This is a genomic window from Winogradskyella sp. (genome assembly GCF_003712105.1).
Classification (GTDB): Bacteria; Bacteroidota; Bacteroidia; order Flavobacteriales; family Flavobacteriaceae; genus Winogradskyella.
Map to the genome: position 1 here is coordinate 644,806 of NZ_RHLG01000001.1, position 16,895 is coordinate 661,700.

Genomic DNA, 16,895 nt, shown 5'->3' on the forward strand with positions numbered 1-16,895 from the left:
TAAAGGTGATTAATAATGTTAGATAATAATCAATTACTAAGATTTACAACAGCAGGGAGTGTTGATGATGGGAAAAGTACTTTAATAGGAAGGCTACTTTACGATTCAAAATCAATCTTTGAAGACCAATTAGAAGCTATTGAGAATACCAGTAAGAAGAAAGGACATGAAGGGGTGGACTTAGCTTTATTTACCGATGGTTTAAGAGATGAACGAGAGCAAGGTATTACAATTGATGTAGCATATAGGTATTTTACGACACCTAAACGCAAGTTTATTATAGCCGATACACCTGGCCATATTCAGTATACACGTAATATGGTTACTGGAGCCTCTACAGCTAATGTTGCAACAATTTTGATTGATGCTAGACACGGTGTAATAGAGCAAACAAAAAGACATGCCTTTATCGCATCACTATTACAGATACCACATGTGATTGTATGTGTTAATAAAATGGATTTGGTCGATTTTTCTGAAGATGTTTTTAATAAAATTGTAAATCAGTTTGAGAGCGTCTCCTCTAAAATGCTAGTAAAAGATGTGCGCTTTATACCAATTAGTGCATTGCATGGAGACAATGTAGTTAATCGATCAGAAAACATGCCATGGTATCAAGGAGCACCAATGCTTCATACTTTAGAGACAATGCACATTAGCAGTGACATTAATAAAGTAGATGCGCGTTTTCCTGTACAAACAATTTTAAGACCACAACGCGAAGGATTTATTGATTATAGAGGGTATGCGGGGAGAGTTGCAAGTGGGATCTTTAGACCGGGCGATGAAGTAACGGTAATGCCATCTGGTTTTAATTCAAAAATTAAAACCATCGACACTTCTAATGGACAGCTAGAAGAGGCACATGCGCCAATGTCAATATCTATTACATTAGAAGACGATATTGATATCAGCAGAGGAGATATGATTGTGAGGTCTAATAATAAGCCAGAAGCAACTCAAGACCTTGAAGTGATGCTTTGCTGGTTAAATAATAGCCCTGCAAAACCTAGAGCAAAATATACTATCAAGCATACCACTAATGACCAAAAGGCAATGATTAAAGAAGTTGTTTATAAAATTGATATAAACTCTTTAGATAGAATTAATGATGACGATAGTTTAAACATGAATGATATATGTAAGGTTAAATTAAGAACCACTAAACCTTTAATGATTGATTCTTACAGAGAAAATAGAACCACAGGAAGTATAATCTTAATTGATGATTCTACAAACGAAACAGTAGCAGCCGGAATGGTTGTATAGTTATTGTTCTATGTTAAGAAGAATATATTCTAATATTGGTGCATCAATAGTCTTTAGGTCTTTAGGTGTTGTATTTACGTTGTTTTTAAATTTCTTAATAGCTAAACTCTGCGGCTCCGAGGGGTATGGGTTGTTTTATCAAGGTCTCGCAGTTTTTACTGTGGCAACAGTTGTTTTTAGATTTGGTGTTGATAATTATTCTCTGATAAAGGTATCTGAATATCACTCAAAGAAGAAACATTTTAAAGCATCAACGCTGTTAAAAAAATCGTACAAGCTAATAATACCAACAATAATTTGTTTAACAATAATTCTGTTTTTGTCAGCCGATTTAATTGCAAAGTATTATTATAAAGACCCTAATCTTGCAACACCATTAAGACTTTTCAGTATAGCCTTTTTGCCATTTATATTACTTCAAATAAATAGTGAATTTCTTAAAGGACTGGCTAAAATTAAACTTTCATCATTTTACCAAGGGTTTTTGCCAAATGCAATTTCAGTAATACTTGGAACAATAGTATTCTATCTTTTTTTTGATGATGTTGTGGGGTTTATATGTTCATATGCAATTTCGTACTGGTTAGTTTTTATGTTCTCTTTTTTCTCATTAAAAAAAAGACTAGCATTTTTTTTAGGTAATAAGGACAAAGAAAAAGTTACAAGCAAAGGGTTATTAAGGTCCACCAAAACGTTTTGGACTATTGCCTCAGCTAGCGTTATATCTACTAACATTGTTGATATTGTTTTAGGGTTTTTTTTAGATTCTGGATCGGTTGGAGTATACGGAGCCGCAGTAAAAATTTCACTTATTATAAGTTTTATTTTACCATCAATAAATAGCGCTATGGCGCCGGAGTTTGTTGATAGTTATGTAAAAAAAGACATGAAAAGATTGGGTGAACTAGCTAAAAAAAGCTCTTTCTTAATGTTTATTGCGTCGACACCATTAATTCTCATTTTAACCTTTTATTCTACACCTATAATAACATTATTTGGAGATGATTTTTCGTCTGGTGGTCTTATCTTGACTATTTTAGCATGGGGTCAATTTTTTAAAGCTATTACAGGTTCTGTAGGGTTTATATTAATGTCTACCAAGCTTGAAAAATATTTATTATTGAGTTTAGTTTTATCATTATGTCTTGCATTAATATTAAGTATTATCTTAATCCCAAACTATGGCATAACTGGGGCAGCATTAGCGGTCGGAATTAGTATTGCTTTTCAAAACCTCTACTCAAGTTATATTTGTTATTCCAAGTTATCTATAGTACCATTATTTTTTATAAAAAATTCATTTAAAAATGAATAGAGAACAAACACCAATTATAATTCTAGGAATGCATAGGTCAGGAACATCAATGTTGTCCGACCTGCTAAAAGAATTAGGATTAAATACAGGTAATAAATTGGGAAGCCATGGAGAAGCAGACTTTTTTTTAAAGTTAAATGATTGGTTGTTGGAACAAACGTCTTCTTCGTGGGACAACCCCTTTAATCTTGAAAAAATATATTTAAAAGAGAATAAGGAAGAATACGATTGTTTTTTATCCTATTTAAAGTCTGTATTAAAAAGCCCCTTAAAATTTAAATTTAGATTGTTCTCAAGACTTTTCAAACCAAATCAACATTGGGGGTTCAAAGATCCTGTTACTTGCCTAACATTACCATTTTGGCTTGATATTTACCCTAAGGCCAAAGTTATTTATATCACGAGGCACGGGTTGGACGTAGCAAGTAGCTTAATGGTTAGAAATGAGAAAAAGTTTAAAAAAGCAAAATCTAGATTACGAAACAAGAAACTCTACCCTTATTACTTAATGTATAAAAATTATATTGGTAGAGATAGGCGAAATAGAAGTTTTATTTCTAGTTTAGAATGTAAAAATTTAGATCATGGCGTTAAGCTTTGGGATTATTATAACAAGTCCTGTAAAGCGTTTATTAAACCTATTGAACCAAATAATCTTTATCAGATTAAATATGAGGATTTATTAGAGAAACCAGAATATTCGTTAAAGGAACTTGCTGAATTTATTGGCTTGAAATATAATGATGAATTAATAAAGAAAATTACGAAAGGAATTAATTCTGATAGAGCTTACTCGTATAGAAAATTTTTGGATTCAAATACCATAAACGACCATAATGACATTCTTAAAAACCATGATTATTAAATGTTTATGGAAATAAATTAGCCCTTGCTTTGAGAAAAAAAATATTGAGAATAACAACAGTTTCTGAGTCTTTAGAATTACTGCTAGGAAATCAAATTGATTTTATAAAAAAGCATTACGATGTTGTTATGATTTCTCAGAATAACGACAATGGCTTGGTTAGATTGGGAGAAGAAAAAAACCTTCCGGTTTACCCCGTAAATCTTACCAGAAAGATAACACCTTTTCAAGACCTATTAGCTCTTTTTCGATTAATAAAAATCATCAAAAAAGAAAAACCCGAAATCATTCATACTCATACTCCAAAGGCAGGATTAATAGGTATGTTGGCTGCTAGAATTTCAGGAACAAAGCACAGACTTCATACTGTAGCAGGAATGCCACTATTAGAAACATCAGGACTAAAATATTATTTGTTAACTTGGTTAGAACGATTAAATTATAAGTGTGCAACAAGAGTTTATTTTAACTCTAAAGGATTAATGAACATTGTTTTAGATCGAAAAATCTCTAATAATATCAAAAAGTTTCGGGTCATTGCCAAAGGCAGTACGAGTGGTGTTGACGCTGACCATTTCAACCCCAATGATTTTTCAGAAAATGACCTAATTAAAATCAGAGACCAACATAATATTAAAAAATCTGACACTGTATTATTATTTGTAGGTAGGATAGTAAAAGACAAAGGCGTTAATGAACTTATTTCAGCATTCAAATTATTGTCATCAGAAAGAAATGATGTTAAACTGCTATTATTGGGCAAATTCGAAAATGACTTAAACCCAATATCAAAAGAAGCATTCAGTGAAATAAAAGAGAACAAAAACATCTTATGCTTAGGGCACAAAAAAGATGTTAGACCTTATTTTGCCATTTCTAATTTCTTTGTATTCCCTAGTTATAGAGAAGGATTTCCAAATGTAGTATTACAAGCAGGTGCAATGGGGATACCATCAATTGTGTCTAATATAAACGGGAGTAATGAAATAATAATAGACAACTTAAACGGTAAGATAGTCCCCGTAAAAGACACAAAAGCCTTATATTTAGCAATGAAAGATTGGTACGAAAATCCTAATGATTTATCTAGGATGAGAAATAAATCACGTCAGATCATCATTGAGTCATATTCTCAAAAAGTTGTTTTTCACGAACTACTAAAAGAATATAATACGTTTCACTAATGTATAAGTTTTTTATTAAAAGAACTCTAGATATAATTATGTCCGTTTTTGGGCTTTTAATACTAAGCCCAATATTTCTTTTAATTCTTCTAAGTCTTTTTATATACAACAGTGGATCGCCACTTTTTTTTCAAAGCAGACCTGGTAAAAACGAGAAAATTTTTAAAGTAATCAAATTTAAAACCATGACCGATAAGAAAGGTCAAGATGGATTGCTTTTACCAGATGCAGAACGATTAACAAAAATCGGAACATTTATTCGAAAAACATCACTCGACGAAATACCTCAATTATTTAATGTTCTTATTGGAGATATGAGCATAATAGGCCCTAGACCCTTATTGCCAGAATATCTGGAGTTATATAATGATTTTCAGAAACGAAGACATAGTGTAAGACCTGGGATTACAGGTTGGGCTCAAGTAAATGGTCGAAATGCAATAAGCTGGGAAAAAAAATTTGAGTATGATGTATGGTATACAGAAAATCTATCTTTTATTCTAGATATAAAAATAGTATTTAAAACAATTTTGAAGGTAATAAAGTCTGAGGATATAAACTCTCAAACAGCCGTTACTACAACAAAATTTTTAGGCACAAAAACTAAGAAATGAATGAATATGAAAAAAACCTGGAAATTTGTATAAATAGATGTAATTATGCATACGAATTATACAAAGTGAATAAAAAATACTATCAAGCAAAAAGAATTTTTAAGGCAAATAAAAGGCTGTATGTTTTGCTAGAAGAGTATTTGTACATAAACACACAAGCTTTTCAGGAAATAATCGAGTTTATTTTTCATTTAGAAGATTGGTTTGAACAATTTTCAGAGCTCGAAAAAAGTTTAGGCAACACGCTACAATTGAATTCAGAATTCGTTTTTGAAAGACTTGACGAATCACCAGAGTTTCCTAAAAATTTTTTAATACAGATAAAGAAATGAAATATGCTTATGCAGGCGACAGAGAGATTAGTTGTAACATTTTAACCTATATCATCTCCAAAGGCTATAAACCATCTTTACTTTTAGTCAATGATAATACATCCACAACACATGCGGATAAGCTTATCGAAATTTCTGGCTTAAATGATGATAAAATTATTAGAGGCAAACAATTTACCAACCCAGAAAATATAGAAAAGTTAAAAGCCTTAAACTTGGACTATATTATTGGAATTCATTTTCCATTAATTATCCCAAATGAAGTTTTAGATTGCCCCAAAATTGGGTTCTTAAATTTACATCCAGCATATTTGCCTTACAACAAGGGTTGGCACACCCCAACATGGGCTATCTTAGATAAAACCACATATGGGGCAACATTACATTTTATGTCCGAAAAATTAGACGCTGGAGACATTATTCATCAGAAAGCATTAGAGGTCAATAAAGATGACACCGCTAATAGTTTATATGAGAGAGTGCTGAAACTTGAAGAACAAGTCTTTTATGAAGCACTTCCTGATATATTATCCTTAAATCCAACACGGATAAAACAAATTGAACAAGGTACTTCTCACAACAGAAAAGACTTATTTAAAATAAATGAAATTTCTCTTGAAGAGAATATCAGAGCAGGCGATTTAATTGATAAATTAAGAGCACTAACTACAAATCGAGTTGACGAATTTGCATATTTTATTCATAATTCAAAAAAATATGCTCTCGAAATTAAAATAACGGAAAAAGAACATGAACTCTAAGATATGGTTATCATCTCCGCACATGGGAGGAACAGAACAGAAATATATCCAAGACGCGTTTGAAACTAATTGGATTGCGCCTTTAGGTCCCAATGTGAACGAATTTGAAAATGCTCTCGAAACTTTCTTAAACGAAGATAAATTTGTCTCATGTTTGTCCTCCGGAACTGCTGCAATACATTTAGCTTTAGTGCAATTAGGAGTAAGAAATGGAGATGAGGTACTTTGTCAAACTTTTACATTTTGTGGATCAGCAAATCCAATTATTTACCAAGGTGCAACACCGGTATTTGTTGATAGTGAGACAGAGACTTGGAATATGTGTCCAAGTTATTTAGAAGAAGCAATAAAGCAAAGAATTTCAAAAGGGAAAAAGCCAAAAGCCATAATATTAGTCCATCTTTATGGTATGCCAGCCAAAATTGATGAAATTTTAGCAATAGCAAGAAAATATGAAATACCCATCATAGAAGATGCAGCTGAGGCTTTAGGCTCAACTTATAAAGGAAGAAAGTGTGGTACCTTTGGAGAGTATTCAATTTTGTCCTTTAACGGAAACAAAATAATTACTACTTCAGGCGGAGGCGCATTAGTTTGTAGAACAAAAGAACAAAAAGAACAAACCATATTTTACGCTACTCAAGCAAGAGATAATAAACCCTATTACCAACATTCTAAAATTGGTTATAACTATAGAATGAGCAACATAAATGCCGGAATAGGAAGAGGCCAAATGGAAGTGTTAACTCATCACGTTAACCTTCGTAGGTCAAATAATGCATTTTATTCTCAAATTTTTGAAAACTTAAATGGTATAAGATTATTGCAAGAACCTAATAGTGATTTTTATTCTAATCACTGGTTAAGCTGCATAACTATTGATCCAAAAGAGGCAAATTTTACGAGAGAGGAGCTTAGATTGGCATTATTAGAAAATAATATTGAATCTAGGCCGTTATGGAATCCTATGCATCTTCAACCGGTTTTTAAAGATAATTTGTTTTATGGATCAAACATATCAGAAACACTTTTTGCAAATGGTTTGTGTTTACCATCCGGCTCTAACTTGTTAGAAGAAGAGAAAAATAGAATAAAATCAGCTATTAATAGTTTTTTAAGTAAAAAAGCTTAGCATTTATGGTTCTTACTATTAATGTTTTAGTACTATTATTTGTTTCGGGATTAGTCTTTTTTAAAGTGTATAATCTTTACAAAGAGACAAAAATAAATTTGCACAAGGCTATTATTGTCTTAATGACAATTTTACATTTTGGCTTAAGTATATTCTATTACTATAAATCCTTTAACAAGCAACCATACGATGCATTTAGATTTTTTAATGAAGCCGTAAATTCTGGTAATTGGTTTGAATTTTTTGGTCTTGGAAGTAAACTTATTACTTTTTTAATATTTCCTTTTGTTAAACTTCAGCTGTCCTATTTCACAATATTTATAATTTTTGCATTTATAGGATTTTTAGGTTATCTAAACTATTTTAAAATTCTTGGATTAAAAGAAAGAACCTATGGAAGCCTAAAAACCTTAATAATTTTGTGCTTGTTCTTATTACCATCGCTTCATTACTGGACGTCAAGTATAAGTAAAGAAGCCATATTATTTTTTTTAACAACAGTATTAATTAAAGAATGGTCGAAGAACAAGGTTGTTTCAAAAAAAATAATAATCTCATTAACCTTGTGCCTATTCGTAAGACCGTATTATTTTTTCATCATTTTATTAGCTAAGAGCGTAGCCTTATTGTTTAAAAAGGAACTGTTTAGAGTAAAAAAAACCTTCTTTTTAGGTGCCGGAGTTATTGCCTTAGTAGCAATGCCAGTTTTAATCTCCTTTTTAAAAATTGAAAATTTTGACAGTTTTATAAATAATTATCGAAGAATTTCTGAATACGCTCTTAATAATGGTAATAGCTCAATTAATCTATTAGAATCCAATTATTTGGAGAGATTAATATTAGTATTGTCTCGACCTTTATTTATAGACGCCACGTCTTTCTCACAGTTTGTGATTTCTTTTGAAAACCTAATCCTACTTTTATTTTATATATTATTCCTATACAGCCTAAAGCAAACAAAATTTGCAATTAGTAAATTCAAGTTAGAAATTTTAGTAGTGTTTATCACAGCGCTGCTTTTAATCTTATTCTACAGTATCTATATGTATAATTTAGGATTAGCAAGCAGAATGAGGGTTATGTTTATTCCGCTGCTACTTTTTGTTTTTATTGCCAAGAACGAACAAATATTAAATACTAAGAATTAAGCAGAAAGATCCTTTTTAATATTTAATAATTAGGATTTTAGGGTTATTAATTAAATTCAGATATTTGTTACAAAGTAATGACGTACAAAATATATGCTTAAACGATTAAAACAGGCAATAAGGCAGGTGTTGCAATCTAGTAAAAAGCAACTCGATTTTAATAATATAGGCTACCTACCACGATGGGTAATATTGGCGTTCGATACGTTTATAATTTTCACTTCATTATTCATCACAAAACTTATAATAAGCAGGATAAAAGACCAAATATTTACGCTTTCGTTTTCAAATGCCGAAATTGTAATTATTGTTGTTAATATTATATTCTTTATACTTTATAGAACTTACGCAGGTCTTATACGACACTCTACATTCTTGGACGCAGTAAGGTTTCTTATTGCTTCAGTCTCTACATTAATTACCATATTTGTCGCCCATTATATATATTACTTATACAGTGACCAAGAACTAATATTTATTCCCACTTTACTAATATATTCACTCATTTCCTTTTGTGGGTTATTTCTTTTCAGAGTAATGGTTAAACAGGTTTTTGAAGTGTATGTTAATTATAGTCAAAAAGAAAACGAACTAAAAGTACTTGTTTACGGAACAGATGAAAATGCAATTGCAATTGCAAGCGCCTTAAAATCAGAAAAACCTAATAGATTTACCGTCATAGGATTTATAGATAAAGCTGAAAAAAATAAAAGCAAGCAAATCTTAGGTTTACCAATTATTAACTTGCAGAGAAATATCGCATTAACCTTAAGAGTTCATAAGGCTCAAGCTTTAATTCTAGCTGATAAGTATATCACAAACCAAGAAACCGTGGCATTAATAGATAAGTGTCTAGACTATAACATGAAAGTCTACAGAGCACCACTATTATCTGATATCGAGGAGAACAAGAATATCACCAGTCAAATCGAAAAAATCCAGATCGAAGACATTCTCGAAAGACCACCAATAAAACTTGACAATAAATTAGTAGCAAAAGAAATATTCAACAAATGTGTTTTTGTAACCGGAGGAGCAGGTTCTATAGGAAGCGAAATAGTGAGACAAGTAGCCGGGTATAAACCTAAAAAGCTAGTTATAATTGACCAAGCAGAATCTCCGTTATACCAAATACAATTAGAAATTAAAGACAATTTTCCAGATTTAAAATTTGAAGCGATTATAAATGACATAAGGGACTTGGACAAAACCGAAATCATTTTTAAAAATAATAATCCCGATGTTGTGTATCATGCAGCCGCATATAAACACGTGCCACTTATGGAAAATTATCCATCTCAAGCAATTATGGCTAATGTTCTAGGTTCTAAAAATGTAGCTGATTTGTCATTAAAATATAATGCTTCAAAGTTTGTAATGGTTTCTACTGATAAAGCTGTGAACCCTAGCAATGTCATGGGGGCATCTAAACGAATTGCAGAAATATATGTTCAAGCACTACAAGAATACGTAAAAGCTGACCATAAGAAAGCCACAGGTTTTGTTACAACTAGGTTTGGGAATGTTTTAGGAAGTAACGGTTCAGTTGTTCCTCTTTTTAAAAAACAAATAGAAAAAGGCGGGCCACTTACAATAACACACCCAGACATTATTCGTTATTTCATGACTATATCAGAAGCCTGTCAGCTTGTAATTGAGGCAGGAGCCATGGGCAACGGAGGAGAAGTTTTTATTTTTGATATGGGAGAAGCAGTTAAGATTATTGACTTAGCTAAAAAAATAATAAGATTAGCAGGCTATATACCAAATAGAGATATTGAAATTAAAGTTATTGGATTAAGGCCTGGTGAAAAATTGTATGAAGAATTGTTAAACGAAAAATCATCGACCTTACCAACTTATAACGATAAGATAATGATTGCTAAAGTTGAAACATACGACTTTGAATCCATTAATAATGATATCACTAAATTAGTTGGCTTTGCAAAAGAACAAGACAAGGAACAGATCGTTAAAAAGATGAAAGATATTGTTCCAGAATTTTTAAGCATGAATTCTACTTTCGAAAAATTTGATAAATAATAAATGAATATTACAGTTGTGGGAACCGGCTATGTAGGTTTGGTTACAGGAACCTGTTTGGCTGAAACAGGAAATGATGTTCTGTGCATAGATATAAATAAAGAAAAGATAGAGCAAATGAAAAATGGTGAGGTTCCAATTTATGAACCCCATCTAGATGCTCTATTTGAAAGAAACATTAATGCTGGTAGATTAAACTTCTCTACAGAATTAGACCAAGGTTTAAAGCATGGTGAAATCATATTTCTAGCATTACCAACCCCAGAAGACGAAGACGGCTCGGCAGACTTAAAATATGTCCTAGGGGTTGCTGAAGAAATTGGTAGACGTCTTACAGATTATAAGATAATTGTTGATAAAAGTACCGTTCCTGTGGGTACAGCTCAAAAAGTAAAAGACGTCATTTCAAAACACACCAAGGTAGAGTTTGATGTGGTTAGTAATCCTGAATTTTTACGTGAAGGATTTGCAGTAGATGATTTTTTAAAACCAGAACGCATAATTATAGGTTCTAGTAGTGATAAAGCTACTGAAAGAATGAAAAAGCTTTATAAGCCCTATGTTAGATCAGGAAATCCAATAATTATAATGGATGAGAAATCTGCAGAGCTCACCAAATATGCATCTAATGCCTTTTTAGCTACAAAAATTACCTTTATGAATGAGATAGCTAATTATTGCGAAAAAGTTGGTGCTGATGTTGATCAGGTAAGAATTGGAATGGGTACAGATTCTAGAATAGGTAAACGATTCTTATTTCCAGGAATTGGTTATGGTGGCTCTTGTTTCCCTAAAGATGTTAAAGCGTTGCACAAATCAGGGAAAGACTTAAATTATAGTTTTAAAATTTTAGATGCCGTTATAAAAATTAACAAAGAGCAAAAAGTAATATTACTACCTAAAATTCTATCTCATTTCAAAAATAATTTAGAAGGAAAGAAGATTGCCATTTGGGGATTATCATTTAAGCCAGAAACTGACGATATTAGAGAAGCCCCATCATTAGACATTATTCAGAAGCTTCTTGATTTTAAAACTAAAATTTCTGTTTACGACCCAGAGGCAATGCAAAATATCCAAAAGAAAATAGGTGATAAAATAGACTATGCCGAAGATATGTATTCGGCCTTAAAAGATGCCGAGGCCTTAATTATTTGCACAGAGTGGAGTATATTTAGAACACCCAACTTTACAAAACTTAAGAAGTTAATGAAGGGAGATGTTATTTTTGACGGCAGAAACCTTTATGATGTTAATGATGTTTTAAATGAAGGTCTAAAGTACATCTCGATAGGAAGACAATGAACAACAATAAAACTATTTTAATAACTGGAGCAGCTGGGTTTTTAGGATCACACCTTTGTGACAGATTTATTAGTGAAGGCTTCTCAGTTATTGGAATGGACAATTTTATTACCGGTGACGAAAAAAATATTACTCACCTAAAAACACATCCTAATTTTTCCTTTGTAAAACACGATGTTACTGAGTATATCAAAATCGATGGCGATTTAGATTACATATTGCATTTTGCTTCACCAGCCAGCCCTATAGATTATCTAAAAATCCCAATACAAACACTTAAAGTAGGCTCTCTTGGTACGCATAATCTTCTAGGCTTAGCTAAAGCAAAAAAGGCAAGAATGCTCATTGCATCAACCTCTGAAGTGTATGGCGACCCGCTAGTTCACCCACAAACAGAAAGTTATTTTGGAAATGTCAATGCTATTGGTCCTCGAGGTGTATATGACGAAGCTAAACGGTTTCAAGAGTCATTAACTATGGCTTATCACAGATTTCATGGGTTAGAAGTTAGAATTGCTAGAATTTTTAATACTTATGGGCCAAGAATGCGACTCAATGATGGAAGGGTAATCCCAGCATTTATGGGACAAGTTTTACGAGGCGAAGACTTAACTGTATTTGGAGATGGATTACAAACACGTTCGTTTTGCTATGTGGACGATCAAATCGAAGGAATATATAAATTATTATTTTCAGATTATTCATTACCTGTTAATATTGGTAACCCTGATGAAACAACAATTATAGACTTTGCTAAGGATATACTTAAATTGGCAAACTCTAATCAAAAAATAACGTACAAGCCTTTGCCCCAAAATGACCCATTACAGAGGCAACCAGATATTAGCTTAGCTAAAAAAGTATTAGATTGGGAACCAAGAGTTAATCGAGATGAAGGTATGAGTATGACTTTCAAATACTTTCAACAATTGGAAGAACAAGAATTATATAAGAAAGCGCACAAAGATTTTTCAAGTTTTAATAAACGATAACAATGAGCTATATAAGAGGTAGATATTCTTGGCTAATTAGACCCGTCATTATCCTCTTTGATATAGCAATAATCGTTTTTTTTGCATCTTACTACATAGATTTTAAAACATTCGGCTTACCCTATTGGTCTATTGGGTTTTTAAAAAGTAAGGCAACAGTTTTTGTTTTTTATTCAAGCCTACTTTGGCTTACATCAGCATATTCAATAAAATTCTATAATGTTTATAGGTATACCAATGCCATAAATATTTTAGGATTAGTTATTAAACAGTTCTTTATATTTTGCATTATTGTTTTTGCATATGTTGGGTTTTACAGAGGTATTGAGATTAATAAAGTTACGATACTAAAGTATTTATTAGTAAGTATATCTTGTATAGCTTTTTTCAAGTTTTCAATGTTTTATGGACTTAGAACATTTAGACAATACTTAAAAGGAAATCATAGAAATGTAATTATAATTGGCTCTACAAAAGGTGCTCAAGAATTAAGAAATTTTTTTATTGACAAGGACGAATATGGATATGATTTGTTGGGTGTCTTCAGTAATAATGCGTCTTTAGATTTGGACGGCAATATTAATGATGCAATTCAATTAATTCTTAAAAATGACAACATCGATGAAATCTACTGTGCAATGGAAGAACTTTCGGAAAGTGAGATCAACACGTTTGTAAAGCAAGCCGAACTAAACCAATTTAACATAAAATTCATACCAAAGACCACCAACTTTTTTAGTAAACGCCTTAAAACAGATTTTTACAATTACCTACCTGTTCTTTCTATTCAAGAAGTTTCTTTAAACAGCCCATTCAACAGGGTCTTAAAACGTGGTTTCGATATTGTTTTTTCGCTTTTAGTTATTGTATTTATACTCTCATGGTTGAGCATCATATTGTTTGTTCTAATTAAGCTAGAATCTAAAGGGCCACTATTCTATAAGCACAAACGAAACGGTATTAATTACAGAGAGTTTGATTGTTATAAATATAGATCACTCAGGGTTAATTCTAAGAGCAATGAAAACTATGTAAAGCAACAAGATAAAAGAGTGACAAAAATTGGCAAGTTTCTAAGAAGAACGAGTTTGGATGAGTTACCACAATTTTTTAATGTACTTAAAGGCGATATGTCAGTAGTTGGTCCAAGACCACATATGTTAGCTTATACTGAAGCATATTCAAAAAAAATTGACCCTTATAACTTCATTTTCAGACACAATGTCAAACCTGGAATTACAGGATTAGCCCAGGTAAAAGGATTTAGAGGCGAAATAAAATCTGATGAGGATATCATAAACCGTATCAAGTATGATATCTTTTATATCGAAAACTGGTCAATACTTCTTGACTTAGATATTATAGGGAAAACAATTTTGGGTGTAATAAAGGGAGATGAAAAAGCGTATTAAATAAACGCTTTCAGTGCTTCTAGTTGTTTATGAGCATTAAAGTTATCTATTGCCCTTTTTTGAACCTCCTTTTTTAAATTTAAATCAAAATCGGATGGTTTCAAACCTGCGATTACCTCGTTTAAGCTATTGTAATTTGCAGCTTCAGCAACCCAACCTAAATTATGTTTTAGTACAATAGTTTCGCCTTCGCCACCGCCAAAATAAATAACAGGAAGCCCTAGCCTAGAGTATTCAAATATTTTAGATGGAACAGAACCATAAATTCTATTCAATAGAGGAATTATAGTTACATCATACGTTAAGAGTTGATGATGAAGTGCTTTGCGAGAAACACTACCATGAAAAGTAATGGGTAAATCGCTATTGTTTTTTAAAAATGACATTACTTTTTTTTCTTCGGCACCAGAGCCATAAATATGAAACTCAATATTAGAATACTCTAAATTTTCACAGAGCTTCAATATGCCTTGAGCTACACCCAAAAGACCGGCATATACGATTTTTATTTTCTTAGAAGAATCGTATAATAGAGGCAGGTTTAACTTTGGAGGTTCAAAATCAGGAAAATTTCTGTAAAGTAAAGTTTTACTATTTGGCACTATTGTTTTTATATGGGCCAAAATCTCATCACTTTGCCCTAAGATTTTTGTTGCTTTTCTATAATTATATCTTTCAATTCTCTCTAAAATAGTATTTCCGAGCCCTTTTTTTATCGCCCCTAATTCTACACCCGCCATAGGCCATAAATCACTAACGTTTAAAATCAGGTTATACTTTTTTTTACGTAAAAACAACAAAGACGTATATGCAACAATTAATGGAGGAGAGTTTACAATTATTGTCTTAGGAATACTATGGGTAATATAAAACCAAACGATGCTTAAACTAAATGAAAGCATTGAAAATAAACGAATAAACTTATTTTTAGAAACAGAAGGATATACCCACAACCGTTGTACTTCAACGCCATTTATAACCTCATATTTTTTATAATCCTTAAAAATCTTTCCAGTAGGATAGTTTGGTCTAGGACAGATAACTTTCACCTTGTAGGTGCTCGAAAGTCCTTTAGCCAATTGAAAAATACGATTGGAAGCCGCACCAATTTCAGGCGGAAAATAATTTGATATAATTAAAACGTCGTTCATTGAAACTTTAAGTGAGACACAAATTGTTTAAGCTTGCCACTTGTCGAACGTTTTAAAACCTCAAACCGTTCAAAAGCTATTATTATATTAGGTTCTAAATAGGTAATCATAGCATTACTTATAACTTCTTTTTCAGCCTCTGTTAATTCTTGCCTAGAAACATAACTAATTTTAAAATAGTCTAGTTGTAATTGTTCAATAATAAACTCTTTTACATTTCCATCCTCTTCTATGATACTTTTTGTGATGTAATAAAATGTTAGCCCGGCAGCTTTTTTTCCGCTCGGTAAAACTGCAATATCATTAGTTCTTCCAATGAGTTTTTCTAAAAAGGGATTTTGTAATGTGCTTTTTACGGATAGAGCTCCAATATCGCCTATATCATATCTAATAAAAGGAAAGGCTTTATTATAGAGTGATGTAATAACCACTCTTCCTTCTTGTCCGTTTGGCACAGGATTGTTAGTGCTGTCAAGAATCTCAACAAATAAAGTTTCGCTATTTATTTGCCATCCACCCTTAGGGTTTTCAAAAGCAATGAGATCAAGTTCTGATGCTCCATATTCATTTACAACAGGAATACCAAATTGCTTTTCCATTATAGCTTTATCACTTTCAAACAGCATTTCGGAAGTGGTCATGCATACCTTTAAAGAAGGACAAACTTGTTTTAAAACAATATTTTCTCCTTTTAAGTATTTTGCGAATTGTACAATTGCACTAGTATAACCATTTATATATTCAAACTTTGTGGTTTTAAATTTGGCCAAATACTTTTCGAATGCGGAATCTGTTAAATCAAAAATCGAAAAACGATATCTATTAGCAAAAACATCTTTTAATCGCTCTTTATAATATCCTTTTTTATCTAATGGAATGCCATAAAAACGCGCCTGTTTTGAGGTATTAAAATCAATACCATACCATGAGAACCGGTTAATGATAATAGCCCAGGTTAGAGCATGACAAAATTTATCTTTAGCAAATACAAAAGGGTCTCCTGAAGAACCCGAAGTTTTATTTATGTAAACATCTTTTTTGTTGAAAGGCTCAGATAATAATAAATGAAATGGCTGTTGTAAATCCTTTTTAGTGATTACCGGAACAGAATTCCAATCTTCAAGGTTAATATTTCCACCTATTGATTTATAGAATTTGTTTTGTTTTAAATGGTGAGTTATAATGTTTTGTTTTCTATTTTTTACAAACACCTCGAATTCAGCTTCAGTCTTTTTGTGAATTTCAGATAGTAAATTTTTAGCCTTGTTTATATCAAAGCCTTTAAGTCGTAAAGAAGCATCAAATAACCCCAAGAAAATAAGAAATAAGGTTTGTGTAAATTAATTGTTTTTTAACGGTAAAACCAATTATT

The 16,895-nt window shown here is 31.7% G+C and carries 15 protein-coding genes; 13 read left to right on the forward strand and 2 right to left on the reverse strand.

The genetic code is table 11. From position 1 onward, the window contains the following. Positions 1 to 12: 12 nt before the first annotated feature. The 13 genes from cysN (at position 13) to ED556_RS03120 (ending at position 14,372) form a co-directional block, all read left to right on the forward strand. Positions 13 to 1,269 carry a sulfate adenylyltransferase subunit CysN gene (gene cysN / locus ED556_RS03060; protein WP_296319811.1) on the forward strand — a complete coding sequence of 419 codons (1,257 nt, stop codon included), beginning with the start codon at positions 13 to 15 and terminating at the stop codon, positions 1,267 to 1,269. Positions 1,270 to 1,279: 10 nt separating this feature from the next. Continuing rightward, the gene (locus ED556_RS03065) at positions 1,280 to 2,584 is read left to right on the forward strand and encodes an oligosaccharide flippase family protein (protein ID WP_296319199.1); all 1,305 of its coding nucleotides are present in this window, start codon (positions 1,280 to 1,282) and stop codon (positions 2,582 to 2,584) included. Next, positions 2,577 to 3,449 carry a sulfotransferase gene (locus ED556_RS03070; RefSeq protein ID WP_296319201.1) on the forward strand — a complete coding sequence of 291 codons (873 nt, stop codon included), beginning with the start codon at positions 2,577 to 2,579 and terminating at the stop codon, positions 3,447 to 3,449. The genes ED556_RS03065 and ED556_RS03070 overlap by 8 nt, the downstream gene beginning before the upstream one ends. Positions 3,450 to 3,478: 29 nt before the next feature. After that, entirely contained in the window at positions 3,479 to 4,633 is a 1,155-nt protein-coding gene (locus ED556_RS03075; RefSeq protein WP_296319203.1) for a glycosyltransferase family 4 protein, read from the forward strand. After that, positions 4,633 to 5,247 carry a sugar transferase gene (locus ED556_RS03080; protein ID WP_296319205.1) on the forward strand — a complete coding sequence of 205 codons (615 nt, stop codon included), beginning with the start codon at positions 4,633 to 4,635 and terminating at the stop codon, positions 5,245 to 5,247. Before ED556_RS03075 ends, ED556_RS03080 begins: the two co-directional genes overlap by 1 nt. Then, positions 5,244 to 5,579, forward strand: coding sequence for a hypothetical protein (locus ED556_RS03085; RefSeq protein WP_296319207.1), 336 nt, complete (start codon positions 5,244 to 5,246; stop codon positions 5,577 to 5,579). Before ED556_RS03080 ends, ED556_RS03085 begins: the two co-directional genes overlap by 4 nt. Next, positions 5,576 to 6,340, forward strand: coding sequence for a formyltransferase family protein (locus ED556_RS03090; protein WP_296319209.1), 765 nt, complete (start codon positions 5,576 to 5,578; stop codon positions 6,338 to 6,340). The genes ED556_RS03085 and ED556_RS03090 overlap by 4 nt, the downstream gene beginning before the upstream one ends. Next, positions 6,330 to 7,472 (forward strand): aminotransferase class I/II-fold pyridoxal phosphate-dependent enzyme, encoded by a 1,143-nt coding sequence (locus ED556_RS03095; RefSeq protein ID WP_296319212.1) that lies wholly within the window; start codon positions 6,330 to 6,332, stop codon positions 7,470 to 7,472. Before ED556_RS03090 ends, ED556_RS03095 begins: the two co-directional genes overlap by 11 nt. Positions 7,473 to 7,594: 122 nt before the next feature. Further along, positions 7,595 to 8,620, forward strand: coding sequence for a hypothetical protein (locus ED556_RS03100; RefSeq protein WP_296319214.1), 1,026 nt, complete (start codon positions 7,595 to 7,597; stop codon positions 8,618 to 8,620). 93 nt (positions 8,621 to 8,713) lie between these two features. Beyond that, complete coding sequence (locus ED556_RS03105) at positions 8,714 to 10,663, forward strand: nucleoside-diphosphate sugar epimerase/dehydratase (RefSeq protein ID WP_296319216.1); 1,950 nt, start codon at positions 8,714 to 8,716, stop codon at positions 10,661 to 10,663. Positions 10,664 to 10,666: 3 nt separating this feature from the next. Beyond that, positions 10,667 to 11,968, forward strand: a complete 1,302-nt coding sequence (locus tag ED556_RS03110; RefSeq protein ID WP_296319217.1) for a UDP-glucose/GDP-mannose dehydrogenase family protein — start codon at positions 10,667 to 10,669, stop codon at positions 11,966 to 11,968. Beyond that, positions 11,965 to 12,960 (forward strand): UDP-glucuronic acid decarboxylase family protein, encoded by a 996-nt coding sequence (locus ED556_RS03115; RefSeq protein ID WP_296319219.1) that lies wholly within the window; start codon positions 11,965 to 11,967, stop codon positions 12,958 to 12,960. The genes ED556_RS03110 and ED556_RS03115 overlap by 4 nt, the downstream gene beginning before the upstream one ends. Positions 12,961 to 12,962: 2 nt before the next feature. Continuing rightward, on the forward strand, positions 12,963 to 14,372 hold the full coding sequence (locus ED556_RS03120; protein ID WP_296319221.1) for an exopolysaccharide biosynthesis polyprenyl glycosylphosphotransferase: 1,410 nt from the start codon (positions 12,963 to 12,965) through the stop codon (positions 14,370 to 14,372). On the opposite strand, the gene ED556_RS03125 is transcribed toward ED556_RS03120, so the two are convergent. Together ED556_RS03125 and ED556_RS03130 are read right to left on the reverse strand one after the other, a co-directional pair. Continuing rightward, entirely contained in the window at positions 14,369 to 15,523 is a 1,155-nt protein-coding gene (locus ED556_RS03125) for a glycosyltransferase family 4 protein (protein WP_296319223.1), read from the reverse strand. The two genes, ED556_RS03120 and ED556_RS03125, sit on opposite strands and share 4 nt — an antisense overlap. After that, the gene (locus tag ED556_RS03130; RefSeq protein WP_296319225.1) at positions 15,520 to 16,836 is read right to left on the reverse strand and encodes a phenylacetate--CoA ligase family protein; all 1,317 of its coding nucleotides are present in this window, start codon (positions 16,834 to 16,836) and stop codon (positions 15,520 to 15,522) included. Before ED556_RS03130 ends, ED556_RS03125 begins: the two co-directional genes overlap by 4 nt. Positions 16,837 to 16,895: the final 59 nt, after the last annotated feature.

Excerpts from the sequence above, each read along its gene's own strand:
- ED556_RS03065 (WP_296319199.1), top strand. The coding sequence starts at position 1,280 with ATGTTAAGAAGAATATATTCTAATATTGGTGCATCAATAGTCTTTAGG.
- ED556_RS03070 (WP_296319201.1), top strand. The coding sequence starts at position 2,577 with ATGAATAGAGAACAAACACCAATTATAATTCTAGGAATGCATAGGTCA.
- ED556_RS03080 (WP_296319205.1), top strand. The coding sequence starts at position 4,633 with ATGTATAAGTTTTTTATTAAAAGAACTCTAGATATAATTATGTCCGTT.
- ED556_RS03085 (WP_296319207.1), top strand. The coding sequence starts at position 5,244 with ATGAATGAATATGAAAAAAACCTGGAAATTTGTATAAATAGATGTAAT.
- ED556_RS03090 (WP_296319209.1), top strand. The coding sequence starts at position 5,576 with ATGAAATATGCTTATGCAGGCGACAGAGAGATTAGTTGTAACATTTTA.
- ED556_RS03095 (WP_296319212.1), top strand. The coding sequence starts at position 6,330 with ATGAACTCTAAGATATGGTTATCATCTCCGCACATGGGAGGAACAGAA.
- ED556_RS03100 (WP_296319214.1), top strand. The coding sequence starts at position 7,595 with ATGACAATTTTACATTTTGGCTTAAGTATATTCTATTACTATAAATCC.
- ED556_RS03105 (WP_296319216.1), top strand. The coding sequence starts at position 8,714 with ATGCTTAAACGATTAAAACAGGCAATAAGGCAGGTGTTGCAATCTAGT.
- ED556_RS03110 (WP_296319217.1), top strand. The coding sequence starts at position 10,667 with ATGAATATTACAGTTGTGGGAACCGGCTATGTAGGTTTGGTTACAGGA.
- ED556_RS03115 (WP_296319219.1), top strand. The coding sequence starts at position 11,965 with ATGAACAACAATAAAACTATTTTAATAACTGGAGCAGCTGGGTTTTTA.
- ED556_RS03120 (WP_296319221.1), top strand. The coding sequence starts at position 12,963 with ATGAGCTATATAAGAGGTAGATATTCTTGGCTAATTAGACCCGTCATT.
- ED556_RS03125 (WP_296319223.1), bottom strand. The coding sequence starts at position 15,523 with ATGAACGACGTTTTAATTATATCAAATTATTTTCCGCCTGAAATTGGT.